The following is a 21,548-nucleotide window of genomic DNA, read 5'->3' as shown; positions in this document are numbered from 1 at the left end:
AAACAAAACCGTTATCATAAAGGTTTCATAAGGATAGTTCCGCGTGGCGGCATGAATTCGGTGAGCCGGCTCGCGGTGACCCCTATCCTTGCCCATGCCAACGCGGACGGAGAGCGATTACACCATGAGCGACCAAAGCGAATTGAAGAACATGGGTTTGAAGGCGACTTTTCCTCGCCTGAAGATTCTCGATATTTTCCGCAAATCGGGTGAACGCCACCTGAGCGCCGAAGACGTCTACCGCGCCCTGATCGGCGAGAACGTCGAAATCGGCCTGGCCACCGTCTATCGCGTCCTGACGCAGTTCGAGCAGGCCGGCATTCTGGCGCGCAGCCAGTTCGACAGCGGCAAGGCCGTGTTTGAACTCAATGACGGCGATCACCACGATCACCTGATCTGCACCAACTGCGGCAAGGTCGTCGAGTTCTCGGACCCGGAAATCGAAAAGCGGCAGCAGAAGATCGCCAAGGACAACGCCTTCGCGCTGGAAAGCCACGCGATGGTGCTGTATGGCGTCTGCGGCAGCTGCATGAAAGGCCGCTAAGGCCGTAGCGCGCAACCGTCGGTCCGAGGCCGCGCTCGCCGCGGGCCAGTAAGAACAAAAACCCCTCCTGTTGGAGGGGTTTTTTGTGTCCGCCAGGGGCGGCAACGCATGCCCGGAACGGCTTATGCGGCGGTGCGGCCGAAGCCTTCCAGCATCTCGCGCGCATGTTCGCGCGTGGTGGCGGTAAGCTTGATGCCGCCCAGCATCCGGGCGATTTCTTCGACGCGGGCGGGTGCATCCAGTTCTTCGATGCTGGAGCGCGTCGTGCCGCGCGATTCCGTCTTGCTGACCAGGAACTGGTTGTTCGCGCATGCGGCGACCTGAGGCAGGTGGGTAACGCACAACACTTGATGGCGTTCGCCCAGTTCGCGCAGCAGCTTGCCGACGGCTTCGGCGACCGCGCCACCCACGCCGCTGTCGACCTCGTCGAAGATCAGCGCCGGTACGCGCGCCGCCCGGCTGGCGATGACGGACAGCGCCAGCGAAATGCGCGACAGCTCGCCGCCCGAGGCCACCTTGGCCAGGGGGCGCGGCGTGGTGCCGGCGTGGCCGGCCACCAGGAATTCCACCTGTTCGTTGCCGTGCGCGGACGGCGCGGACGCCGTCAGCGTGGGCTCGAACCTGCCGCCCTGCATGGCCAGCGTCTGCATCGCCAGCGTGACCTGCTTGCCCAGGTCTTTCGAGATCTTGCGGCGGGCGGCCGTCAGCTTGGCAGCCGTTGCGTCGTATTGCGCCTGCGCGGCCGCCGCCTGGGCGCGCAACGCGTCGATGTCGCCCGCGGCTTGCAGGGCGGCCAGCTCGGCATGGAGGGACTCGCGCAATTCGCATAGCGCGTCGGGTTCGACGCGGAATTTGCGGGCGGTTTCGAATACCAGTCCCAGCCGCGCTTCCACGTCGGCGAGCCGCTTCGGGTCGAGGTCGACGCGGCTGACGTAATTGTTCAGGTCCGACACCGCCTCGCTGATGGCGATGCGGGCGGATTCCAGTTCATCGTAGACGCCTTGCAGGCCAGGGTCGTGGCGCAGCATCTGCTGGATGCGCTGGTTGGCCGAGGTGACGCGGTGATGCGCGGAATCGCCTTCGCCGTCCAGCGCTTCCAGGATGTGCGAAGCGCCGTCCAGCAGCGATTGCGAATGCGACAGGCGCGTGTGCTCGGATTGCAGCGAGTCCCATTCGTCCGGGCCCAGGCCCAGTTGATCCAGTTCCTGGACCTGCCATTGCAGGCGGTCGCGCTCCGTGGCCAGGCTTTCGGCGTCTTTTTCCGCGGATTCCAGTTGCCGCGCCAGGGCGCGCCATTGCTTCCAGGCCTGGCTGACGGCGTGACGGAGGTCGGCGTGGCCGCCGTGGGCGTCCAGCAGATCGCGCTGCGCGTCGGGGCGCATCAGGCTTTGATGCGCGTGCTGGCCGTGGATGTCCACCAGGCTGTCGCCCAGTTCCCGCAACTGCGCCACGGTGGCGGGCGTGCCGTTGATATAGGCGCGGCTGCGCCCCTGCGCGTCGATGACGCGGCGCAACGACAATGCTTCGTCGGCGTCGATCTCGCGTTCGGCCAGCCACGCGTGCAGCGTCTTGGGCGTGTCGAAGACGGCGGTGATGTCGGCGCGCGGCGCGCCTTCGCGCAGCATGCTGGCGTCGCCGCGTTCGCCCAGCGCCAGCGCGAGCGCATCCACCAGAATGGACTTGCCTGCGCCGGTCTCGCCGGAGAAGACGGTAAAGCCAGGGCCGAAGTGGATCTCGGTCTGTTCGACGATGACGAAGTCGCGGATGTGCAGGGTGCGCAGCATGTTGGGGCGCTAACTACTCTACGTTGTCGGTGGCTTGGGGCATCAGGTTCCAATGCAGCTTGCGGCGCAGGGTGGAGAAGAAGCTGTAGCCTTCGGGATGCACGAAGCGGATGGTATAGGGCGCGCGCTGCACGACGATGCGGTCGCCCGGTTGCAAGTCCGACCAGGTCTGCATGTCGAAGTGCACGCTGGCGCCGACTTCGACGCGGCCCATGGCCGTGAGCGTCATGTTCAGCACGCCCGTGTCTGGAATGACGATGGGGCGGTTCGACAGCGTTTGCGGCGCCACGGGAACCAGCACCATGGCGTTCATGCCCGGGTGCAGGATGGGGCCATTGGCCGACAGCGCGTAGGCCGTGGAACCGGTAGGGGTGGCGATGATCAGGCCGTCGGCGCGCTGCGTATACATGAAGGCGCCGTCCAGTTCGACACGGACTTCGATCATGCCGCCGCGTCCGGCGCGGTTCAGGACCACGTCGTTCAGGGCCGAGGCGGAATACATCTTCTGATCGCCCCGCCACACGCCGCCTTCCAGGAGCATGCGCTCCTCGATCTGGAAGCTGCCTTCCAGTACGCGGGCGAGGGCGGCGTGCGAATCCTGCAGGGCGATGTCGGTGATGAATCCCAGGCGTCCGTGGTTGATCCCCACGAGCGGCACGCCATAAGGCGCCAGGTGGCGGCCCGCGCCCAGCACCGTGCCGTCGCCGCCCATCACGACGGCCAGCGACGCGGTCTTGCCGATCTCTTCGAGCGTGGCGACGGGATACTCGGTCAATCCGGTATTGCGCGCCGTGTCTGCATCGATGAGCACGTGCCGGCCCGCCTGCGTCAACGCGTGCGCAAGTGCTCTCAGCGGTGTGTCCAGGCCGGTGTCCTGGTATCTGCCGATCAGGGCGACTATAGGAAAATGCATGGCTGCGTGCGTATGAAAAGGCGAAACCAGAACGGGGGAACCCGCCCAAAACGGGCCAGTTAGCCGATTATATGGGGCCGTATATCTGCTTGCGGGACAAAAATCGCCTTATTTGGAAAAGATTCCCTAAAATACCTGCTATGGATGACCGCGCACGCGCATTACTGAAAGCGTTGATAGAACGCTACATCGCCGATGGGCAGCCAGTCGGCTCGCGGACGCTATCGAAAGTCTTCGACTTGTCTCCGGCCACGATCCGCAACGTCATGGCGGATCTGGAAGAGCTGGGGCTGATCCACAGCCCGCATACGTCCGCCGGCCGCATTCCGACGCCGCGGGGCTACCGCATGTTCGTCGATTCCCTGCTGGCGGTGCAGTCCTATCAGCTACAGCCGCACAACATGGGCGAGATGCTCTCGGCGGCCGAGCCCACACGCGCGGTCAACGCGGCCGCGGCCCTGCTGTCCAACCTGACGCAGTTCGCCGGCGTGGTGCTGACGCCCAAGCGTGCCCAGGTGTTCCGCCAGATTGAATTCATCCGCCTGTCCGACAAGCGGGTCCTGCTGATCATCGTCACGCCCGACGGCGACGTCCAGAACCGCATTCTCTTCGTCCAGCGCGATTACGCCGAGGCCGAACTGCTGGAAGCCGGCAACTTCTTCAACATGCATTTCGCCGGCAAGTCGTTCAACGCGGTCCGCCAGACGCTGTCGACCGAACTTGCCCAGCTGCGCGAAGACATCTCGCGTCTGATGCAGGCCGCCGTCGAAGCCAGCGCCGAAGCAGCGGAAGACGGAGATGCCATGGTCATCTCCGGCGAACGCAAGCTGCTGGACGTGACCGACATCGCATCCGACATGGACCGGCTGCGCAAGATGTTCTCGCTATTCGAAAAGAAAACCGACCTGCTGCAACTGCTGGATGTGTCCAGCCGCGCGCAGGGCGTGCAGATCTACATCGGCGGCGATTCGCAGCTTGTGCCGATGGAAGAAGTCTCCGTCATCACCGCGCCCTACGGCGTGGACGGCAAGGTGGTGGGCACCCTGGGCGTGATCGGCCCCACCCGCATGGCCTACGAGCGCGTCATCCCCATCGTGGACATCACGGCACGTCTGTTGTCCAACGCGCTCAGCCACAACCAGTAGTTCCATTCAAAGCTACATCCTCCTGGTGGAGGAAGGGGAGTTTTTGTGTTTCTTCGCCTGTTCAAGTATCTCTGGCCTGAACGCTATCTGCCTGAAACCGAGCAAGACGACCCCTTCAACGAAGATCCCCCGCCGCGCGTGCCTGGCAAGGTCGGCGTGCTTCTGGTGAACCTGGGCACCCCGGACACGCCGGGCAAGAAGGACATCCGCAAATACCTGGGCGAGTTCCTGTCCGATCCTCGCGTCATCGAGATTCCGCGCTATCTCTGGAAGCCCATCCTGCACGGACTGGTGCTGACGATGCGGCCCAAAAAGCTCGAGCCGCGCTACGGCGGCGTCTGGATGGAAGAGGGCTCTCCGCTGATGGTCTACAGCCAGCGCCAGGCGGACGGCGTTCGCGCCGCCCTGCAGGCGGCCGGCGTGGACGCCGTCGTGGAACTGGGAATGCGTTATGGCAACCCGTCAATCCCCGGCGCCCTTACCCGGCTGCGCGAGCAAGGCTGCGAACGTATCCTGACCGTGCCGCTGTACCCGCAGTACGCCGCCAGCACCACGGCCACGGTCGTGGACGCGGTGACCCGCCACGCCGGGCGGCTACGCGACCAGCCCGAAATGCGCTTCATCAAGCGCTTCCACGAAGAACCCGCCTACCTGGACTCGCTGGCTGGCCGCATCGAGCGGTACTGGCAGGAACATGGCAAGCCCCAGAAGCTGGTCATGAGCTTTCACGGCCTGCCGCGCTATTCCATCGAGCTGGGCGACCCCTACTACCGCGATTGCATGGAGACCGCGCGGCTCTTGTCGCAGCGCCTGTCGCTGCCACGAGAACAGATCGAGGTGACCTTCCAGAGCCGGTTCGGCACCGCCCGCTGGCTGGAACCCTATACTGAACCCACGCTCAAGGCGCTTGCCGCCGCCGGGACGACCGAGGTCGATGTGGTGTGCCCGGGATTTGTGGCAGACTGTCTTGAAACCCTGGAAGAAATCAGCCTGGAATGCCGCGACGCCTTCATCGAGGCGGGCGGAAAGCAGTTCCGTTACATTCCGGCAATCAATGACGATCCCGCCTGGATCTCGGGGCTTGCCCGCCTGGTGGAACGGAACTTGCAGGGATGGACACCGACATCACGGACTTGAAGGAGAAGGCGCATGCACCATGATCCCAAGACTGGCCAGACGGAAAAGAAGGGGAAGGTAAGCACCCCCGTCGACGAGGACCGCGTCGAGCACGACCTGGACGAGGCCCTGGCCGACACCTTCCCCGCGAGCGACCCGGTTGCGATCAAACCCGAGCCCGACGAAGACGACAGGAAGGTGGACCGGGCGCTGAAAGAGAGTTTCCCCGCCAGCGACCCCGTCGCCCCGGCGCAGCCGCACAAGAAATAAACGAGGTTCGCCCGCCGCCAGGCGGGCGGCCCAGGCGTCCTTGGGGATTTTCGCTTACCCGGGCTTGAAATAGGGGTATTGGCCCCCATTCATGACTGCGAAAGCCATTCTTTTTGGAGGATTCCCCATGACGGCACCCCACGAGCCTGCAGATCAGGCGCCCGAAATCGGCCAGGACGCCGATGCGGCACCCGCCGCCCAGGACGGCGCGCAGGCCGAGCTGAACGAGTTGCGCGCCCAACTGGACGCCGCCCAGGCTACCGTCAACGAGCAGCACGACCAGCTTCTGCGCGTCAAGGCAGAGGCCGAGAACGTGCGCCGCCGCGCTCAGGAAGAAGTGTCCAAGGCGCGCAAGTTCGGCATCGAGTCGTTTGCCGAAAGCCTGGTTCCGGTCAAGGACAGCCTGGAGGCCGCACTGGCCCAGCCCGACCAGACCGTTGAAACGTTGCGCGAAGGCGTCGAAGTGACCCTCAAGCAACTGACGGCCGCCTTCGAGCGCAACCTGCTCAAGGAAATCGCGCCGGCGCAGGGCGACAAGTTCGATCCGCACCTGCACCAGGCCATTTCGTCCATTCCCAGCGAGCAGCCCGCCAATACCGTGCTGCAACTGCTGCAAAAGGGCTACGCCATCGCCGACCGGACCCTGCGTCCGGCGCTGGTGGTGGTGTCGGCCGGCCAAGGCTGACGGTCCCGCAAGCCATGACCGATCCCCGTTTCGACCCGGCTCAGGTATTCCAGGTGTTCGGCATGCGTCATGTCGACACCGCGGAATTCGATGCCGCCGTGGTCGAGGCGCCGGGATCGGATCTGCGCTGCGTATTTCTGTGGGGCCAGGATTGCTATAACTGCAACCTGTTCAAGCAGGCGGCGCTACTGCACCAGGAAACGTTGCTGGGACTCGGCCTGACGTGGTTCGAGGCCGATGTCTATGCGGACGAACCGCTGGGCCGCCGCTTTTCCCTGCATGGTGTCCCCACTTTTGTGCTGTACCGTGCCGGAAAGCGGCTTGGCCGGATCACCGGCTGGCCCGGATTGCCCCAATTCTCGGCGGCAATCAAGCGCCTGCAGGACGCCGCTACTGAAAATTCCAGTCAGGCGTCTTGAAAAACCCTGCGGGCAGCCCCAGTTATGTGGGGACAAGAAGTTTTTCTCTATTTTCATAGATTCAATCAAGGTAACCCACCATGAGCAAGATTATTGGCATTGACCTGGGCACGACCAACAGCTGCGTGGCTGTCATGGACGGCGGGCAGGTCAAAATCATTGAAAACGCAGAAGGCGCTCGCACCACCCCCTCCATCGTTGCCTACATGGACGATGGCGAGACCCTGGTCGGCGCGCCCGCCAAGCGCCAGGCCGTGACCAATCCGCGCAACACCCTGTACGCGGTGAAGCGCCTGATCGGCCGCAAGTTCGAAGAAAAGGCCGTGCAGAAGGACATCAACCTGATGCCCTACACGATCTCGCGCGCCGACAACGGCGACGCCTGGGTGGAAGTGCGCGGCAAGAAGATGGCGCCTCCCCAAGTGTCGGCCGACGTGCTGCGCAAGATGAAGAAGACCGCCGAGGACTACCTGGGCGAAGAAGTGACCGAGGCCGTCATCACCGTGCCCGCCTACTTCAACGACAGCCAGCGCCAGGCCACCAAGGACGCCGGCCGCATCGCCGGTCTGGAAGTCAAGCGCATCATCAACGAACCCACCGCCGCGGCGCTGGCGTTCGGCCTGGACAAGACCGAAAAGGGCGACCGCAAGATCGCCGTCTATGACCTGGGCGGCGGCACGTTCGACGTGTCCATCATCGAAATCGCCGACGTTGACGGCGAAAAGCAGTTCGAAGTGCTGTCGACCAACGGCGACACCTTCCTGGGCGGCGAAGACTTCGACCAGCGCATCATCGACTACATCATCTCCGAGTTCAAAAAGGAACAAGGCGTTGATCTGTCCAAGGACGTGCTGGCCCTGCAACGCCTGAAGGAAGCGGCCGAAAAGGCCAAGATCGAACTGTCCTCGACCCAGCAGACCGAAATCAACCTGCCGTACATTACGGCGGATGCCTCGGGTCCGAAGCACTTGAACCTGAAGATCACGCGCGCCAAGCTGGAAGCGCTGGTCGAAGAACTGATCGAACGCACGATCGAGCCCTGCCGCGTCGCCATCAAGGACGCCGGCGTGAAGGTTTCCGACATCGACGACGTGATCCTGGTCGGCGGCATGACCCGCATGCCCAAGGTCCAGGAAAAGGTGAAGGAATTCTTCGGCAAAGATCCGCGCAAGGACGTGAACCCCGATGAAGCCGTCGCCGCTGGCGCCGCCATTCAGGGCTCCGTGCTGTCGGGCGACCGCAAGGACGTGCTGCTGCTGGACGTGACGCCTCTGTCCCTGGGTATCGAAACCCTGGGCGGCGTGATGACGAAGATGATCCAGAAGAACACCACGATCCCGACCCGGTTCTCGCAAACGTTCTCTACCGCCGACGACAACCAGCCGGCCGTGACGATCAAGGTGTTCCAGGGCGAGCGCGAAATCGCCGCGGGCAACAAGGCCCTGGGCGAGTTCAACCTCGAAGGAATCCCGCCGTCGCCGCGCGGCATGCCGCAGATCGAAGTCACGTTCGACATCGACGCCAACGGCATCCTGCACGTGTCCGCCAAGGACAAGGGCACCGGCAAGGAAAACAAGATCACCATCAAGGCCAACTCGGGTCTGTCGGAAGACGAGATCCAGCGCATGGTCAAGGATGCCGAGGCCAACGCCGAGGAAGATCACCGCGTTGCCGAACTGGCCCAGTCGCGCAACCAGGCCGATGCGCTGGTGCATGCCACCCGCAAGTCGCTGACCGAGTATGGCGACAAGCTCGAAGCCTCCGAAAAGGAAAGCATCGAAGCCGCCATCAAGGACCTGGAAGACACGCTGAAGGAAGGCGACAAGGCCGCGATCGACGCCAAGGTGGAAACCTTGTCGACCGCTTCGCAAAAGTTGGGCGAGAAAATGTACGCCGACATGCAGGCGCAGCAAGCCGCCGGCCAGCAACAGGCGGCCGACAACGCGAAGCCGGTGGACGACAACGTCGTCGACGCCGACTTCAAGGAAGTCAAGCGCGACCAATAATGGCCGGGCTCTGACCTGCCTCTGCCGCCCGGTAGCCGGAGAAATCCGCCTACCGGGCGGACTCATTCTGTAGCACTGAAAAGAAGGCTCGTTTCGAGCCCACGGATCATGGCAAAACGCGACTATTACGAAGTCCTTGGCGTGGCAAAGAACGCCTCGGACGACGAACTCAAGAAGGCCTATCGAAAGCTGGCCATGAAGTACCACCCGGATCGCAATCCGGACAGCAAAGAAGCCGAAGAGAAGTTCAAGGAAGCCAAGGAAGCCTACGAGGTCCTGGGCGACGACCAGAAGCGGGGCGCCTACGACCGCTATGGCCATGCAGGGGTGGATCCCAACTCCGCCGGCATGGGCGGCGCGGGCATGGGCGGCGGCTTTGCCGACGCATTCGGCGACATCTTCGGTGAAATATTCGGCGGCGGCGGCGGCGGTGGCCGTCGTGGCGGCGGTCCGCAGGTATACCGCGGCGCCGACCTGAAGTACGCGCTGGAAATTTCGCTGGAACAGGCTGCCGCCGGTTTCGATACCGAAATCCGCGTGCCAAGCTGGGAAAACTGCGACACCTGCCACGGCTCCGGCGCGAAGGCGGGCACTTCGCCCAAAACCTGCCGCACCTGCGGCGGCTCGGGCGCCGTGCGTATGCAGCAAGGCTTTTTCAGCGTGCAGCAGACCTGCCCGACCTGCCACGGCAACGGCAAGGAAATCACCGACCCGTGCCCGTCATGCGACGGCGTGGGCCGCATCCGCCGCAACAAGACCCTGCAGGTCAAAATCCCCGCCGGCATCGACGACGGCATGCGCATCCGGTCCAGCGGCAATGGCGAGCCGGGCATCAATGGTGGTCCTCCGGGCGACCTGTATGTGGAAATCCACATCAAGCAGCACAAGATCTTCCAGCGCGACGGCGACGACCTGCACTGCGAACTGACCATCCCGTTCACTACGGCGGCATTGGGCGGCGAACTCCAGGTGCCGACGCTGGGCGGCAAGGCCGAGATCTCGATCCCCGAAGGCACCCAGTCCGGCAAAACCTTCCGCCTGCGCGGCAAGGGCATCCGCGGCGTGCGTGGCAGCTATCCGGGCGACCTGTACTGCCACGTTGTGGTGGAAACGCCGGTGCGCCTGAGCGAGGACCAGAAGAACATCCTGCGCCAGTTCGAGACCTCGCTGAACGACGGCGGCGACCGCCACTCGCCGCAAAGCAAGTCCTGGACCGACCGCGTCAAGGAATTCTTCAGCTGAATCCCCGGACCCACAAAAAAGCCGCGACGAAAGCCGCGGCTTTTTTTTGTTTCACGCCCAGTCCCCATACGCGCGCAGCGTCACCCCTCCGACGCAAGACATCGCGCGCCGGGGTCTCAAACCATAGACGGATCGGACCGCGACGCATGGCACGGCAGTGCATCGAACAGCAAACGGAGCAGGCTGCAACGCATTGAGCAGCTACGCAACACACAACCACAGAGCCCTGAAATCCAGCATCCGCCTAAACGCGCAGCGTCACCCCTCCGACGCAAGACATCGCGTAAGCCCGGCAAGGCCGCCCGCGCGGCCGGCGCCGGGCGGGCCTCGCAAACTTCTCCTCTCTTCGCCAACTGGCGGCAAAAACGCCAAGCAAACCGCCCGTCCCCGCGTCCGAGGCGATTCCAAAAGCGCGAGCCTGGCGTGGCTGGGGCCCCGGTGCGCGGGGCGTCGATAAGCCCGACGGAATCCGTAGGGAAGGCCGGAGGCCTGGACGAGGATGAGGCAGGGGCAGTCCGGAGCGTAGGCTCCGGACCGCGATCGTTGCCCCGCGCACCGGGGCCCCAGCCACGCCAGGCGCCTAAAGAACCAAACTCCCGCCCAAAAAAAGAAACCGCGGCTCTCGCCGCGGTCTCACTGCTACTGCTACTGCTACTGCTACTGCTACTGCTACTGCTACTGCTACTGCCACTGCCACTGCCACTGCTACTGCCACTGCTACAGCAACTTCACGTACAGCAACTTCCGGTACAGCAACTTCCGGTACAGCAACTTCCGGTACAGCAACTGCAACTTCAACTTCAACTACAGCAACTTCAACCAGCAACTTCAACTACAGCACTTCACTGCTACATCAACCGCCGCTGTCGCCAGAAACTACCGGCCTCAGGCCATGATGCCACCCGAGGCCGGCCGGGCCACAGCAAGCAGCTCACCGGGTGATCGGCGGGTATTCGAGCTCGCCGAACGTGTATTGGCCGCTGGCCTTGGCTTGCGCCAGTTCCGCCTGCACATCGGCGCGCGACTTGACGCTGGCCGAAGCTGCCGCGACGGGCGGGTATTGCAGTTCACCGAACGTGTACTGGCCATTGATCTTGGCCTGTTGCAACTCGGCTTGCACTTGCTGCGAGCTCAGGCTGGTGGTCTGGGGCAGGGCGGGCGGATAGTCCAGTTCGCCAAAGGTGTATTGGCCGCTCGTCTTGGCCTGTTGCAGCTCGGTCGCGACCTGGGCGCTGCTCTTGGCTTGTTCAACGCCGGCGGCTTGGGCGCCAACGCCGGCAAGTGCCAGGGATAGAAGCAGGGTGGTGGTTAGGGTTTTCATTGTGAGACCTCCAATTCGTCTTGGGTGGGGGACCGAATCCGGCGGCCCTCCGTCGTGGTTCGTTGTTTGTTCCCGATGACTGAATTGTGCGCGCCATCCAACCTGGGATAAACCCGTATTTCTTGAAAACATCTTTCCAAATAACCGAGTAATCGTTGAATTTGTTCAAATTTTCCCCACCAATGGCAAGGTTATAGCCGAACTCCCGGAAGCAACGCCCCAGAAATCGTCGGTTTATCCAAAAAAAACCCCTGCCTAAGCAGGGGTTTGTCCAGTGGAATGACCGATCAAGGCGTGGCTTTCTTCTTGAAGTCGCCCGCCACCGCCGTGCTGAAGCCCTCCGGGCGCAGATACTTGCGCAGCGCGGCGTTGACCGCCTCGGGCGTCAGCGCGGAGATCTTCTTGTCCATCTCGGCCGACCATGCGAACGTGCGGCCGCGCTGCAGGTAATCCAGCCAGGTGCTGGCCAGGATATCGTCCTGGGCGCGGGCCAGATTGCGGTAATTGAGCAGCGCCGTGATCCCTTCAGAGATCTCCTTGTCCGAAAAACCGTCCTTCAGCACACGGGACAGTTCCTCATTGACGGCCTTCTCCAGGCGCTCGCGGTTCTGAGGCGCGTAGATCGCATACATGCTCCAGCTTGCCGTGGGCTCGAACGACGACACCGACAGCGAACTGCGCACGTTGTAGGAAAGGCCCTCGGTCTCGCGCACGCGATTCCACAAGCGCGAGGTCTCCGACGCGCCGAAGAGATAATTGCCCAGGTACAGCGCCGCGTAGTCCGCGTCCGTGTCCTGCAGCTTCAAAGGCATGCGCGACAGATAAAAGGCATTGGCCTTGTCGGGCGTGTCGATGTCGAACTGCTTGGCCGGGATGTCGCGATACGGGTTGGGAACCCGCGTGTAGGCAGGCGCCTGCTTCCAGCCGGCCAGGCCAGTCCGGATCGCCTTTTCCACGGCCTCCGGCTCGAAATCGCCGACGGCGGAAAACTCGATATTGCCCGCGCCATAGAACTTGGCGTGGAACTTGGCCAGGGCATCGCGGTTCAGCGCGCGCACGCCGGCCAGCGATTCCTCGAACGTCGGCACGTAGCGCAGGTCGTCGACCGGCCACGGATTGTCCTGGCGGGCCAGGGCGCGTCCGGCCAGGGCCGAGGGTTCGGTCATGGCGTTCTGAATCGACGTTTCAAGCTGGCGCTGGTATTCCTCGAGCTGTTCCTTAGGGAAGTTGGCGCTGCGGATGATCTCCAGCGCCAGGGCGGTCAGCTCCGGCAGGTTCTCGCCCTTGGTCGACATCGCGACCTTGAGCGTGGCGCCGCCGCCGCTGAAGCCCAGTTCGGCCTGCAGCTTGTCCAGGCGGTCCTGGATATCCTGGCGTGACAGCTTGGCGGTGCCGCGCAGCAGCAGGTCGGCCGCGGCGCTGGAATTCACGCGCTGGCCGAGCAGATCCTTTTCATTGCCGAACTGGACCAGCATCTGTGCCTGCACACGGCCGCCGCGCGTCGCCTTGGGCAGCAGCGCCAGTTCGACCGTCCCATTGGGCAGGTCAAGCTTCTTGCGCTGAGTGAGCTTATCGATATTTTCCGGCGTGGGATCAAACGCCGATGCCGCCTTGAAGTCCGGATCGCCCTTGTAGTCCTTGAAGACCGCCGTCAGGTCCGTGCGCTGCGCCTGCGGCGCCCGCACCGGCTTTTCCGTCGGGATATAGCGGCCTTCGATGCGGTTGCTTTGCACCAGATAGGCCGTGGCGGCCTTTTGCACCTCGGCAAGCGAAGCCTGGCGGGCCCGGTCGCGCTGCAGGAAGAACAGGCGCCAATCGCCGGCGGCGATGGCTTCGGACAGCGCCACGCCGACTTGTTCGGGATCGCTATAGGTCTGTTCCCATGAGGTCAGCCACTTGCTGCGCGCGCGGTCAAGCTCTTGCTGGGTGAAGGGCTTCTTGTCCAGCGATTCCAGCGTGCCGGTCAGCGCCTTCATGGCGGCGTCCAGGCTCTTGCCGGGCGGCAGTTGGGCGGCAAACATCGCCAGGCCCGGGTCCAGGTTTTCCATCGTGAAGCCGAACACGCCCGAAGCGAGCTTCGTCGGGACCAGCGCGTGGTAGAGGCGGCCCGACGGCGTATCGGCCAGGATCGTGGTGGCCAGGTCGAAGGGCACGAAGTCAGGGCTGCCGCCTGCGGGGATGTGGTACATCGCCGCGACCAGCGGCGTGCCGCCGGCGCGGCGCAGCGTCACCGAGCGCTCGCCGTCCTGCACGGGTTCCACCGTGTACTCGGGCGGCAGCTTGCGGTCCGGCTTGGGCAGCTTGCCCAGCGTGGCCTCGATATCCGCCAGGGTGGCCTGCGGATCGAATTTGCCCGCCACGATCAGCACGGCATTATCCGGCTGGTAGTACTCGTGGTAGAAGGCGCGCAACTGGCCGATGTCCACGTTCTCGACATCGGAGCGGGCGCCAATCGTGTTCTTGCCGTAGCTGTGCCACTGGAAGGCCGCCGATTGCATCTTCTGCATGAGGATGCGGAAAGGGCTGTTTTCACCGCTTTCCATCTCGTTGCGGACCACGGTCATTTCCGAATCCAGGTCCTCCTTGGCGATCAGGGAGTTCACCATGGCGTCGGCTTGCCAGCCCAGATACCACTTCAGCGTCTCGGGGTTGGCCGCGAAACTCGCGAAATAGTTGGTGCGGTCGCTGGACGTCGAGCCATTGGCCTGCAGGCCGCGCCGCGAGAACTCGCCCATGGCGTTGCGGGTCGTGGACGTGCCCTTGAACAGCATGTGCTCGAGCAGGTGGGCCATGCCCGTCTGGCCGTAGTTTTCATTGCGGGAGCCCACCAGGTACGTCATGTTGACTGTGGTGGAGGGCTTGGATTCGTCGGGAACCAGCAGCACTCTCAGGCCATTGGCCAGGCGGTATTCGGTGATGCCTTCGATCGAGGCGGCCTCCGAGACGCCGGCTGGCAGGCTGGCGGCTCCGGCCTGAAAGGCCAGGAATGAGGAGAACAGCAGCACGCTCAGCGGGCGCGGCAGCTTCGACAGGGACAAGCGCATGGCGGACAATTCCTTAGGCATGGCAGAATCCGTTGGAGTGTATACGTTGGCAATGGTTCAGGCGGGCCATGCGCGGCGCCAGCGCCCGCGGCGGAGCCTTGGCGCCGGCCAGCAGGCAAAGGAAGCCCGTTATGTCTCTATCCATGGAAGTTGAAACCCCGCGCCTGGTGCTGCGGCAATGGCTTGCCGCCGACCGAAAACCTTTCGCGGCGCTGAACGGCGACCCGCGCGTGACGAAGTACCTGCTGCCTCTTACTGCCGCCGAGAGCGATGCGCTGGCCGACAGGCTGGCCGCGGGCATCGATGAGCATGGCTGGGGTTTCTGGGCCGTGGAGGCCCCTGGCGTCGCGCCTTTCATCGGTTTCGTGGGGATCAAGCCGCTGGCGCCCGCCCTGCCGTTTTCCCCTGGCGTCGAGATCGGCTGGCGCCTGGCGCAGCCCTATTGGGGCCGGGGGTATGCCAGCGAGGCCGCCGAGGCGGCCTTGCGGGTGGGTTTCGAGCAGGTCGGCCTGCCCCTGATCGTCGCGTTCACGGCGGTGGGCAACCAGCGCTCGCGGGCCGTGATGGACCGCCTGGGCATGCGTGCCGACCCGGACCTCTTCGACCATCCGGCGGTACCCAAGGAAAGCCCGCTGCGCGCGCATGTGCTGTACAGAATGAGCCGCGATGGCTGGATCCGGCAAAGAAATGGTGACGGAAACGCAGATGGCACGCCCGTTGCGGCGGCTTAACGGCAGGAAGGCCTGGTCCTTCCACGATGTTGCGGTGCAGCGTCCCGGGAATGCGGGGCCGATTTGGGGTCCGGCTGCTTGCGGGTGTAAGCTTTTGGACAAGTAGTAGCTGTTGCCGACGGGATGCGCGACAGCCGTCTACCGGCTTCCCGTCCAACGCCTGACGCCGCTGCATGCGCGGTGCCGGTGCTTGTCGTTCGCGCCTTCGCCGCCGGCATCCTGCCGGCGCATTCTTCGGAGGAACGACCCATGCTGACCGAGATCGTCACGCGTGCTTTGTCCCAATTGACAGGCAGCGCCCTGAGCGGCGCCGGCATCAAAGGACAGTTTCAGTACGCCTATGCCAGTGATGACGGCCAATTCGTGGCCATACTGACCCACGACATGACCACGTATGTGGTGGACTTGAACACACAACGGTATTTCGCTGAGTGCGGAGGATCGCCGCGCGGATTCGCCGGTCATGTGCTGGAAATGGAAGGTGCGGCGGCCCGCAGCCATCCATGGCCCGCCGCCCATGATCTGTTCGATCTGGACATGGACGCCGACGAACTGTCCTGGCGCCAGTGCCCGGGCCTGCGTGACATCGCGAATCACGCCCACCGATCTGTGGAGAGCCGCGCCGCCTAAGAGTGGCCAGAAGCGGCAGCACCTCACTGAACCGGCGGATTCGCCGGTTTTTTTTTGGCTGGACCTGTTACGCGCGGCCAAGTGGCTGGCTAAAATTTGGGCATGAACACGCACGCTGATCTTCGCGCCCCGCAAGGCACCACGCTGGTCGATTGCACGCATGAGCGTCATGCCGACCAGATCCTGGCCATTTTCAATGAAGCCATCGCCACGTCCACCGCGCTGTACGACTACAAGCCGCGGCCGCCCGAGGCCATGGTTGCGTGGTTTCAAACCAAGCAGCAGGGCGGCTTTCCGGTGGTGGGCATCGAGAACGAGGCCGGCGAGCTGATGGCTTTCGCCAGCTACGGCACGTTCCGCGCCTGGCCGGCCTTCAAGTATTCGGTGGAGCATTCCGTATACGTGGATGCGCGCTTTCGCGGCCAGGGATTGGGGCTGGTCCTGATGCGCGCGCTGATCGAGCGCGCCCGCGCCGGGCAGGTGCATGTGCTGGTCGGCGGGATCGACGCCTCGAACGAAGGCAGCATCCGGCTGCACGAGAAATTGGGCTTCAAGCACGCCGGCACGATCCGTGAAGCCGGATTCAAGTTCGGACGCTGGCTGGACCTGGCGTTCTACCAGCTGACGCTGGACACCCCAGAAAAACCTGTGGACGGCTGAGCCGGGCCGGAGCGCCCGGACAGGCCGTAGCGTCTTATTTGGACAGCATCCGCATGGCCTGTTCCAGGCCCGCGACGGTCACGGGGTACATGCGGTCCTGCATGATGTCGCGCATCAGCGCGATGGACTGGCGGTATTGCCACGAGGCCGTGGGCTCCGGATTGAGCCAGACCGATTTCGGCCAGGCGTCCAGCAGCCGGCGCATCCATTCGGCGCCGGGCTCCTTGTTGTAGTGTTCGACGGAGCCGCCGGGCTGCAGGATCTCGTAGGGGCTCATGGTGGCGTCGCCGACGATGATCAGACGCCAGTCCGGGTTGTACTTGCGCAGCACGTCCCAGGTGTCGAAGCGTTCGTTCTGGCGGCGGCGGTTGCTTTGCCACAGGCTTTCGTAGGGGCAATTGTGGAAGTAATAGACTTCCAGGTTGCGGAATTCGCTGCGGGCCGCCGAAAACAATTCTTCGACCCGGCCGATGTGATCGTCCATGCTGCCGCCCACGTCCAGCAGCATCAGCACCTTCACCGTATTGTGGCGTTCGGGGACCATGCGCAGGTCCAGGTGGCCCGCGTTGCGGGCGGTGCTGGCGATGGTGTCGTCCAGGTCCAGTTCCAGTTCCGCGCCCTGGCGGGCAAAGCGCCGCAGCCGGCGCAGCGCGACCTTGAAGTTGCGCGTGCCCAGTTCGACCTGATCGTCGTAGTCCTTGAACTGGCGCATGTCCCAGACCTTGACAGCCGTGCGGTTGCCGGCCGATGCGCCGCCCACGCGTATGCCTTCGGGATGGTAGCCGCCGTTGCCGAACGGCGAGGTGCCGCCGGTGCCGATCCATTTGCTGCCGCCGGCATGGCGCTCTTTCTGCTCTTCCATGCGTTCTTTGAAGAGCTCCATGAGCTTGTCCCAGCCGTGCTTTTCGATGGCGGCCTTGTCCTCGGGAGACAGGCTTTTTTCGAACTGCTTGATCAGCCAGTCCAGCGGGATCTCCTTGCCCGCGGGCAGGGCGGCTTCGATGCCCTTGTAATAGGCGCCGAAGGCTTTGTCGTAGCGGTCGTACAGGGACTCGTCCTTGACGAGCGTGGCGCGCGCCAGGAAATAGAACTCGTCCAGGGTGGGAGACATCAGATCCTGGCGCAGGGCGTCCACCAGCGTCAGGTATTCCTTGACCGAGACCGGGAGCTTGTGCGCCCTGAGGTGGTAGAAGAAGTCGATCAGCATGTGCGGGCCGCCGGTGGGTGCGGGATCAGCGGCGCTGGCTGCCGCGCGTCATGGCCGCCAGGCGCTCCAGCAGATGCACGTCCTGTTCGTTCTTCAGCAGCGCGCCGGCCATCAGCGGCACCGCAGTCGCCGTGTGCGCGTCGATCTGGGCGGCGGTGGCGTCTTCGGCGAGCAGCAGCCGCAGCCAGTCCAGCAGTTCGGACGTGGACGGCTTTTTCTTCAGCCCCGGCGCATCGCGCAGCGCGAAGAAGGTATCCAGCGCCGCGCGCAGCACGTCCTGCTTCAGGTGGGGATAGTGGACGGCCACGATGTCGCGCATCGTGTCGCGGTCCGGGAAGCGGATGTAGTGGAAGAAGCAGCGGCGCAGGAAGGCGTCCGGCAGGTCTTTTTCGTTGTTGGACGTGATGATAACCAGCGGGCGGTGGCGGGCGGCGATGGTCTCGCGCGTTTCATAGACATGGAATTCCATGCGGTCCAGTTCGCGCAGCAGGTCGTTGGGAAATTCGATGTCGGCCTTGTCGATCTCGTCGATCAGCAGCACCACCGGCTCCTGGGCCTGGAAAGCCTGCCACAGCGTCCCTTGCACGATGTAGTTGCGGATGTCGCGGACTTTTTCGTCGCCCAGTTGGGAATCCCGCAGGCGCGACACCGCGTCGTACTCGTACAGGCCCTGATGCGCCTTGGTCGTGGATTTGATGTGCCATTGCAGCAGCGGCCGGCCCAGCGCGCGGGCGACTTCCTCGGCCAGCATGGTCTTGCCGGTGCCGGGCTCGCCCTTGATCAGCAGCGGGCGCTCCAGGGTGAGCGCCGCGTTGACGGCAAGCTTCAGGTCGTCGGTGGCGACGTAGCTGTCGGTCCCGTCGAAGCGGACTGGCTTGGCGGAGGAGGCGGTCTGGGCTGCGGACATGTTTGAGGGCTTCCGTGGTTTGATGGCAATCAATACCATCGTAAGGTATTAATCCTGAGCAATTATCGTACAATCAGGCGGTTTTGCTTTGGGTTCGACCCGCAACGTGTTTGCCGAGGGCCTTTTCGTGTGAGCAGGCCCTAGTCCTTAGCCATACCAAGAAGAGTCATTCCAATGAAGTTGCGAACCTCTCTGAAGTGCACGGTTTCCGTGTTGGCCGCCATGGCATCCTGTGCGATCGCCGGCCAGGCTTTCGCTGCGGACGCAGCGCCGGTCGGTAATATCCAGAATGCCCGCGACAAGGTTTCCATGTGCATCGGTTGCCACGGCATCGAAGGCTACAAGGCGACGTTTCCCGAGCTGTACCATGTTCCGATGATTGCCGGCCAAAACGCCAAATACATCGAAACCGCCCTCAACGAGTACAAGAAAGGCGCGCGCAGCCATCCCACGATGGACGCCATCGCCGGCAGTTTGTCCGATCAGGACATCGCCGACCTGGCCGCGTACTACTCGAATCTCAAATAAGGGGGCAACACCATGAATCGCACGATGCTTGCCCTCGCGGGCGCGACCCTGGCCATCTCGGGCGCCGCAGCCCAGGCGCAGGACCTGGCGGCCGGCAAGGCCGTTTTCGATAAATTCAATTGCGCGTCGTGCCACGGCGCCGACGCCAAGACGGCGGTGGATCCATCCTATCCCACGCTGGCGGGGCAGCACGCCGACTACCTGGCCCATGCCCTGAAGGCCTACAAGCGCGGCGCCTCCGGCAGCGCGGCCACCGCCAATGTGCGCAAGAATCCCATCATGGGCGCCTTCGCCACGCAGTTGTCCGACCAGGACATCTCCAATGTGTCCGCCTGGCTCTCGTCGCTGCCCAGCGACCTGGGCGTGCGCAAATAAGCGTACCCGGGCCCACGGCCCGGACACGCGATCCGCACAAAAAAACCCTCGGTTGATCGCCGAGGGTTTTTTTTATTGGGTCAAAGGCTGGCCCGCCGGCGGATCAGGTCGATGTAGGTGTCGCTGTCCAGCGGCGTGCCCAGCCGTTGGGCCTCCCAGACGACCTGGCCCAGGCACTCCATGATTTCGTGCGCCGCATGGTGGGCGTCGGAGCGGGCAGTCAGTTGCTGGTAAGCCAGACGGATGCCGGGCGGATGGTCGATGGAAAGCTGCTCCGCAATGGCCAGATGCATGGACAGGTGCAGAAACGGATTGGTGCGTCCTTTTTCGACCGCGTATTCGGCCGTCATGGCGTCGGGGCTTTCGAGGTCGCCGTGGTATTCGGGATGCTCGATGATCCAGTCGAGCGCGATGGCTTCGAGCGGCGTCAGCACCTCGTTGGCGCGGTGTTTGCGCCAGGTATCGATGAAAAATTCGCGGACTTGGTCGCGGGAAGGATTGAACATCTGCGGGGGACGGAAAGCGGGCTGTAGACGCATTATTTTACCGCCCCGGGCGGACCGCCAGTTCCGCCTGCCGCTTTGCGATATAGAATTGGTTGCTATCCGCCATCCGGTATGCGGTTCGCGGGGGCGGAATTACCCGCGGAATCGGACGCTTTCCGATGCCGGCGCGCGCAGAATAACCACCCGGAGCAAATGGAGCATTCATGTCCTACCAACATATCAAGGTTCCCGCTGGCGGCCAGAAGATCACGGTCAACGCCGATTTTTCGCTGAATGTGCCTGAACAGCCCATCGTTCCGTTCATCGAGGGTGATGGCACGGGCGCCGACATCACGCCAGTGATGATCAAGGTCGTCGACGCGGCGGTGCAGAAGGCCTACGGCGGCAAGCGCAAGATCCACTGGATGGAGGTTTACGCCGGCGAGAAGGCCACCAAGGTCTACGGCCCGGACGTGTGGCTGCCCGACGAGACCCTGGAAGTCGTCAAAGACTACGTGGTTTCCATCAAGGGCCCGCTGACCACGCCGGTGGGCGGCGGCATCCGTTCGTTGAACGTGGCGCTGCGCCAGCAACTCGACCTGTACGTGTGCCTGCGCCCCGTGGCGTACTTCAAGGGCGTGCCGTCCCCGGTGCGCGAACCCGAGAAGACCAATATGGTGATCTTCCGCGAGAACTCGGAAGACATCTACGCCGGCATCGAATACATGGCCGAAAGCGAGCAGGCCAAGGAACTGATCCAGTTCCTGCAGACCAAGCTCGGCGTGAAGAAGATCCGCTTCCCCAACACCTCGTCCATCGGCATCAAGCCCGTGTCGCGCGAAGGCACCGAGCGCCTGGTGCGCAAGGCGGCCCAATACGTCATCGACAACGACCGCTCGTCGCTGACGCTGGTGCACAAGGGCAACATCATGAAGTTCACGGAAGGCGGCTTCCGTGACTGGGGCTACGAGCTTCTGCAAAAGGAATTCGGCGCCCAACTGATCGACGGCGGCCCGTGGTGCAAGTTCAAGAACCCCAAGACCGGCCGCGAGATCATCGTGAAGGATGTGATCGCCGACGCCTTCCTGCAGCAGATCCTGTTGCGCCCGGCCGAATACGACGTGATCGCCACGCTGAACCTCAATGGCGACTACATCTCGGATGCGCTGGCCGCGCAGGTGGGCGGTATCGGCATCGCCCCGGGCGCGAACCTGTCGGATTCCGTCGCCATGTTCGAAGCCACCCACGGCACGGCGCCGAAATATGCCGGCAAGGACTACGTGAACCCCGGTTCCGAGATCCTGTCAGCTGAAATGATGCTGCGCCACATGGGCTGGACCGAGGCTGCCGACCTGATCATCTCCAGCATGGAGAAATCCATCCTGTCCAAGAAGGTCACGTATGATTTCGCGCGCCTCCTCGAAGGCGCGACCCAGGTGTCGTGCTCGGGTTTTGGCCAGGTAATGATCGAAAACATGTAAGCCGCGGTTCTTTCCACGCGTCCTGCGAAACCCGCCCGCCGTCATGGCTGGCGGG

Annotated in this window: 21 protein-coding genes; 14 read left to right on the top strand and 7 right to left on the bottom strand. The window is 63.6% G+C overall.

Features of this window, described 5'->3' with window-relative positions; translation table 11 throughout:
- Positions 1 to 124: 124 nt before the first annotated feature.
- Positions 125 to 544: a ferric iron uptake transcriptional regulator gene (gene fur, locus ASE30_RS26895; protein WP_057287338.1), complete on the top strand. Its 420-nt coding sequence runs from the start codon at positions 125 to 127 to the stop codon at positions 542 to 544.
- A gap of 122 nt (positions 545 to 666) precedes the next feature.
- On the opposite strand, the gene recN is transcribed toward fur, so the two are convergent.
- A complete protein-coding gene (gene recN / locus ASE30_RS26890) occupies positions 667 to 2,328 on the bottom strand; it encodes a DNA repair protein RecN (RefSeq protein WP_057287337.1) in 1,662 nt (553 codons plus the stop codon).
- Between the two features lie 13 nt (positions 2,329 to 2,341).
- On the bottom strand, positions 2,342 to 3,241 hold the full coding sequence (locus ASE30_RS26885) for an NAD kinase (protein ID WP_057287336.1): 900 nt from the start codon (positions 3,239 to 3,241) through the stop codon (positions 2,342 to 2,344).
- A 140-nt stretch (positions 3,242 to 3,381) separates the two neighbouring features.
- Here ASE30_RS26885 and hrcA point away from each other — a divergent pair, with 140 nt between their 5' ends.
- From hrcA to dnaJ, 7 genes are all read left to right on the top strand, one after another.
- Entirely contained in the window at positions 3,382 to 4,386 is a 1,005-nt protein-coding gene (hrcA, locus tag ASE30_RS26880) for a heat-inducible transcriptional repressor HrcA (protein WP_057287335.1), read from the top strand.
- A gap of 45 nt (positions 4,387 to 4,431) precedes the next feature.
- Positions 4,432 to 5,523: a ferrochelatase gene (gene hemH / locus ASE30_RS26875; RefSeq protein ID WP_057287334.1), complete on the top strand. Its 1,092-nt coding sequence runs from the start codon at positions 4,432 to 4,434 to the stop codon at positions 5,521 to 5,523.
- Positions 5,524 to 5,535: 12 nt separating this feature from the next.
- Positions 5,536 to 5,772: a hypothetical protein gene (locus ASE30_RS26870; protein WP_057287333.1), complete on the top strand. Its 237-nt coding sequence runs from the start codon at positions 5,536 to 5,538 to the stop codon at positions 5,770 to 5,772.
- A gap of 127 nt (positions 5,773 to 5,899) precedes the next feature.
- Positions 5,900 to 6,457, top strand: a complete 558-nt coding sequence (grpE, locus tag ASE30_RS26865) for a nucleotide exchange factor GrpE (protein WP_057287332.1) — start codon at positions 5,900 to 5,902, stop codon at positions 6,455 to 6,457.
- 14 nt (positions 6,458 to 6,471) lie between these two features.
- Positions 6,472 to 6,876, top strand: coding sequence for a thioredoxin family protein (locus ASE30_RS26860; protein ID WP_057287331.1), 405 nt, complete (start codon positions 6,472 to 6,474; stop codon positions 6,874 to 6,876).
- An 80-nt stretch (positions 6,877 to 6,956) separates the two neighbouring features.
- A complete protein-coding gene (gene dnaK / locus ASE30_RS26855; RefSeq protein ID WP_057287330.1) occupies positions 6,957 to 8,882 on the top strand; it encodes a molecular chaperone DnaK in 1,926 nt (641 codons plus the stop codon).
- 108 nt (positions 8,883 to 8,990) lie between these two features.
- Positions 8,991 to 10,124 carry a molecular chaperone DnaJ gene (gene dnaJ / locus ASE30_RS26850; protein WP_057287329.1) on the top strand — a complete coding sequence of 378 codons (1,134 nt, stop codon included), beginning with the start codon at positions 8,991 to 8,993 and terminating at the stop codon, positions 10,122 to 10,124.
- 931 nt (positions 10,125 to 11,055) lie between these two features.
- On the opposite strand, the gene ASE30_RS26845 is transcribed toward dnaJ, so the two are convergent.
- Together ASE30_RS26845 and ASE30_RS26840 are read right to left on the bottom strand one after the other, a co-directional pair.
- Positions 11,056 to 11,445, bottom strand: coding sequence for a DUF4148 domain-containing protein (locus ASE30_RS26845; protein WP_057287328.1), 390 nt, complete (start codon positions 11,443 to 11,445; stop codon positions 11,056 to 11,058).
- Between the two features lie 287 nt (positions 11,446 to 11,732).
- Positions 11,733 to 14,489, bottom strand: a complete 2,757-nt coding sequence (locus ASE30_RS26840) for a pitrilysin family protein (RefSeq protein WP_057287327.1) — start codon at positions 14,487 to 14,489, stop codon at positions 11,733 to 11,735.
- A 131-nt stretch (positions 14,490 to 14,620) separates the two neighbouring features.
- On the opposite strand from ASE30_RS26840, the gene ASE30_RS26835 reads away from it, so the two are divergent.
- From ASE30_RS26835 to ASE30_RS26825, 3 genes are all read left to right on the top strand, one after another.
- Positions 14,621 to 15,220: a GNAT family N-acetyltransferase gene (locus tag ASE30_RS26835; protein ID WP_057287326.1), complete on the top strand. Its 600-nt coding sequence runs from the start codon at positions 14,621 to 14,623 to the stop codon at positions 15,218 to 15,220.
- 249 nt (positions 15,221 to 15,469) lie between these two features.
- The gene (locus tag ASE30_RS26830) at positions 15,470 to 15,850 is read left to right on the top strand and encodes a hypothetical protein (protein WP_057287426.1); all 381 of its coding nucleotides are present in this window, start codon (positions 15,470 to 15,472) and stop codon (positions 15,848 to 15,850) included.
- Positions 15,851 to 15,952: 102 nt separating this feature from the next.
- On the top strand, positions 15,953 to 16,510 hold the full coding sequence (locus ASE30_RS26825; RefSeq protein WP_057287325.1) for a GNAT family N-acetyltransferase: 558 nt from the start codon (positions 15,953 to 15,955) through the stop codon (positions 16,508 to 16,510).
- 34 nt (positions 16,511 to 16,544) lie between these two features.
- Here the strand turns inward: ASE30_RS26825 and ASE30_RS26820 are convergent, their stop codons facing one another.
- Together ASE30_RS26820 and ASE30_RS26815 are read right to left on the bottom strand one after the other, a co-directional pair.
- Complete coding sequence (locus ASE30_RS26820) at positions 16,545 to 17,717, bottom strand: VWA domain-containing protein (RefSeq protein WP_057287324.1); 1,173 nt, start codon at positions 17,715 to 17,717, stop codon at positions 16,545 to 16,547.
- A gap of 25 nt (positions 17,718 to 17,742) precedes the next feature.
- A complete protein-coding gene (locus ASE30_RS26815; protein ID WP_057287323.1) occupies positions 17,743 to 18,624 on the bottom strand; it encodes a MoxR family ATPase in 882 nt (293 codons plus the stop codon).
- Positions 18,625 to 18,798: 174 nt separating this feature from the next.
- On the opposite strand from ASE30_RS26815, the gene ASE30_RS26810 reads away from it, so the two are divergent.
- Both ASE30_RS26810 and ASE30_RS26805 read left to right on the top strand, forming a co-directional pair.
- A complete protein-coding gene (locus ASE30_RS26810) occupies positions 18,799 to 19,152 on the top strand; it encodes a cytochrome c (RefSeq protein WP_057287322.1) in 354 nt (117 codons plus the stop codon).
- A 12-nt stretch (positions 19,153 to 19,164) separates the two neighbouring features.
- A complete protein-coding gene (locus ASE30_RS26805) occupies positions 19,165 to 19,527 on the top strand; it encodes a cytochrome c (RefSeq protein ID WP_057287321.1) in 363 nt (120 codons plus the stop codon).
- Positions 19,528 to 19,607: 80 nt separating this feature from the next.
- Here ASE30_RS26805 and ASE30_RS26800 read toward each other — a convergent pair whose 3' ends face one another.
- Positions 19,608 to 20,033: a DUF1841 family protein gene (locus tag ASE30_RS26800; RefSeq protein ID WP_057287320.1), complete on the bottom strand. Its 426-nt coding sequence runs from the start codon at positions 20,031 to 20,033 to the stop codon at positions 19,608 to 19,610.
- 203 nt (positions 20,034 to 20,236) lie between these two features.
- On the opposite strand from ASE30_RS26800, the gene icd reads away from it, so the two are divergent.
- Positions 20,237 to 21,493 (top strand): NADP-dependent isocitrate dehydrogenase, encoded by a 1,257-nt coding sequence (icd, locus tag ASE30_RS26795; protein ID WP_057287319.1) that lies wholly within the window; start codon positions 20,237 to 20,239, stop codon positions 21,491 to 21,493.
- Positions 21,494 to 21,548 lie beyond the last annotated feature (55 nt).

The sequence above is a fragment of the Achromobacter sp. Root83 genome (genome assembly GCF_001428845.1).
GTDB lineage: Bacteria > Pseudomonadota > Gammaproteobacteria > Burkholderiales > Burkholderiaceae_B > Achromobacter.
The sequence above is the reverse complement of the archived record's forward strand: the minus strand, read 5'-3'. Positions and strand labels throughout refer to the sequence as shown.